Source organism: Mesorhizobium sp. M7A.F.Ca.CA.001.10.2.1, from assembly GCF_003998575.1.
Taxonomy (GTDB): Bacteria; Pseudomonadota; Alphaproteobacteria; order Rhizobiales; family Rhizobiaceae; genus Mesorhizobium.
The window spans coordinates 1-2,982 of the sequence record NZ_RZQY01000710.1; the positions used below are offsets into that span (position 1 = coordinate 1).

Consider the following 2,982-nt stretch of genomic DNA (forward strand, 5'->3'; position numbering starts at 1 on the left):
GGGGGGGGGGGGGGGGGGGGGGGGGGGGGGGGGGGGGGGGGGGGGGGGGGGGGGGGGGGGGGGGGGGGGGGGGGGGGGGGGGGGGGGGGGGGGGGGGGGGGGGGGGGGGGGGGGGGGGGGGGGGGGGAGAGCCTCGGCCACATGGCAGCCAAGCAGGCCACTGGCTCCGGTGACGATGGTTTTCATATCTCGGCCTCGGCTCCACAATTCAGCGGCTTGAATATCGTTGATGGTCGTACAAATCGAGCACATGCCTGACAAGCGTTGTCAAGGCCATTTCGCGATGGACAAATAGCGCATACGCTTGTCGGAGCGCGGTGCGCAAGGCCGACCAGCACGCTTTGCGTCGAACGGGATTGACTTGGCATCCACTAGGGTTTTTTGTATGAGCATCAACGATCGGTCAAAGGAGCTCGCCATGTCCGTGGACAGTTTTTCCTCACATCGGCACGATGACGCGGTGCGTCTCGATCCACGCCGTGCAGCCGTTGTCGTCATCGATATGATCAATGAATTCTGCAAGCCCGGCGGGGCCATGGTCCTGCCTGGGTACGAGACGCTGGTCGGGCCGCAACTGGCCGTGATCGAGGCCGCGCGCGCCGCCGGCGTGCCGGTGATCTGGGTCCATGACAGCCACCGGCCGGGCATGCGACGCGAGCGCGAATGGCTGAAGCGCACGCCGCATTGCCTGGACGGAAGCTGGGGGCCGGAGATCATCGAGGATCTCGGCGCCCGCGATGATGAGATCCATGTGATCAAGCGGCGCTACTCGGCCTTCTTCCAAACCGACCTCGACCTGACGCTGAAAGACATGCAGATCGATCAGTTGATCATCTTCGGCGTGGTCACCAATATCTGTGTGCGCTCGACCGTCCACGATGCCTTTTTCGAGGGCTATGAGGTGGTGGTGCCAAGCGATTGCTGCGCGGCGACGGGACCACGCGAGCAGGAAAGCTCGCTGTATGACATAGCGACCCATTTCGGCGTGGTCAGCGATTCGGCTGATGTCGTCGCAGCCCTCCGCGACGGGACATCGCTTCAACCAGCGAGGGTTGCGGCTTGAGCTTTTTCCGGCCGGCGACATCCAAGACAGCGGCGATAGGAGTCCGGTGTGACGACTGAAAAGAAACCGCAATCCAAAAAAGGCGAAACGCCGGGAGGCGATGCACCCCTGAGCCGCGAGCAGGTGCTGCAGCAGTACGCCGGGACCGGCTATGAACTGGACCGCCACCCGGCGCACGTCATCCGCCGGGCGCATCAGCGCGCGACGTTGCGCTTCCAGCAGGTCATGGCCGGCGAAGACCTTTCGCCAACGCAATTCGCGGCGCTCGCCACGATCCTCAAGCATGGCGAAGTTTCGCAGAACCATCTCGGCCGGCTGACGGCGATGGACCCATCGACCATCAGCATCGTCATGCGCAAACTGCTCAAACACGGGCTGATCACGCGCAGCGCCTCCGAAACCGACCAACGCCTGACGATGATCGCGCTGACCAGCAAAGGGACCGACTATACGCTGGAGCGGCTCGAACGCAGCGTCGAGGTCGGGCGGCGGTTCCTGTCGCCGCTCTCACCGGCCGAGCAGGCGACGCTGCTTCGCCTGCTCCAGCGCATCAACGACGACGACCCATCGACTGGCGACGGCGGCAAATAAGCTGCGTCCAGTCCTTTTTTCCATAACAGCAAAAGTGAGAACCGATGTCGTCCGACCTCCAGTCGTCTGCCAACACGCTCGTCGTCCGCAATATCGGTCTCATGCTGAGTGGCGATCTAGCACAACCGATCATCGACGCCGACACCATCGTCGTGACCGATGGACGCATATCAGGCATTGGCAAGGCAGGCGACATTGATGGCGGCAGCGCGGCGACGGTCATCGATGCGATGGGCTGCGCGGTCGCGCCGGGTCTTATCGACAACCACGCCCATCCGGTGGCCGGCGACTGGACGCCTCGGCAGAACCAGATCGGCTGGATGGATTCGACCGTGCATGGCGGCGTCACCACCATGATCTCGGCGGGGGAAGTCCACACGCCGGGCCGACCGCGCGACCTGGTCGGGCTGAAGGCGCTGGCGATCGCTGCCCAACGCACCTTCTCCAACTTCCGTCCGAACGGCATGAAGATCCTGGCCGGGGCACCGATCCTGGAACCCGGCCTTACCGAGGAAGACTTCCGCAGTCTCGCCGAGGCCGGCGTGACGCTTGTCGGCGAGGTCGGGCTTGGCGGCGTCAAGGATGGGCCGACCGGCCGGCAGATGATCGCCTGGGCGCGCAAATACGGCATGACCTCGATGACCCACACGGGCGGCCCGTCGCTGCCCGGCTCCGGCCGCATCGGCGCGGATGTCGTGCTGGAGGTCGACGCCGACATCGTCGCCCACGTCAATGGCGGGCCAACCGCCCTGCCCGACGCGGAAATACGGCAGATCTGCGAGAAGGGCTCGAGGGCGCTTGAAATCGTCCATAACGGCAATTTGCGCACCGGACTGTTCGTGCTCGATCTGGCAAGGCAGCGCGGCGAACTTTCGCGCGTCATCCTCGGCACCGACAGCCCGGCCGGATCCGGCGTGCAGCCGCTCGGCATCCTGCGGACGCTCACCATGCTGGCTTCGCTGGGCGGCATCGCGCCGGAAGTGGCGTTCTGTCTTGCCAGCGGCAACACGGCGCGCGTGCGCAGACTGGACGATCGCGGTTTGATCGAGGTCGGTCGCGCCGCCGACCTGATCTTCATGGATCAGGCGATCGGCGGCGCCGGCGACGGGCTGCTCGACAGCGTGGCGCTCGGCAATCTTCCAGGCATTGGAATGGTCGTCATCGACGGCGTGGTGCGGACCGGCCGGAGCAGAAATACGCCTCCGGCGATGCGCGTGCCGGAAGTCCTGCCTGCCTGACGGTCAGCCGACGCCGTCAATCCCGACAATCTTGTCCTTGGTCAGCCCGCCGACGAGATCGTCGTTGCTATCGCCGTCACCGATTCCGGC

3 protein-coding genes are annotated in these 2,982 nt (G+C 65.4%); all 3 read left to right on the forward strand.

What is annotated here, in order from left to right; genetic code table 11:
* The first annotated feature begins 418 nt into the window (after positions 1–418).
* The 3 genes from EN964_RS30420 to EN964_RS30430 are packed head-to-tail and all read left to right on the forward strand — an operon-like array spanning position 419 to position 2,892.
* Positions 419–1,063 carry a cysteine hydrolase family protein gene (locus tag EN964_RS30420; protein ID WP_127267634.1) on the forward strand — a complete coding sequence of 215 codons (645 nt, stop codon included), beginning with the start codon at positions 419–421 and terminating at the stop codon, positions 1,061–1,063.
* 48 nt (positions 1,064–1,111) lie between these two features.
* Positions 1,112–1,654 carry a MarR family winged helix-turn-helix transcriptional regulator gene (locus EN964_RS30425; RefSeq protein ID WP_127267635.1) on the forward strand — a complete coding sequence of 181 codons (543 nt, stop codon included), beginning with the start codon at positions 1,112–1,114 and terminating at the stop codon, positions 1,652–1,654.
* Positions 1,655–1,698: 44 nt separating this feature from the next.
* Positions 1,699–2,892 carry an amidohydrolase family protein gene (locus tag EN964_RS30430; protein WP_127267636.1) on the forward strand — a complete coding sequence of 398 codons (1,194 nt, stop codon included), beginning with the start codon at positions 1,699–1,701 and terminating at the stop codon, positions 2,890–2,892.
* The last annotated feature ends 90 nt before the right edge of the window (positions 2,893–2,982 follow it).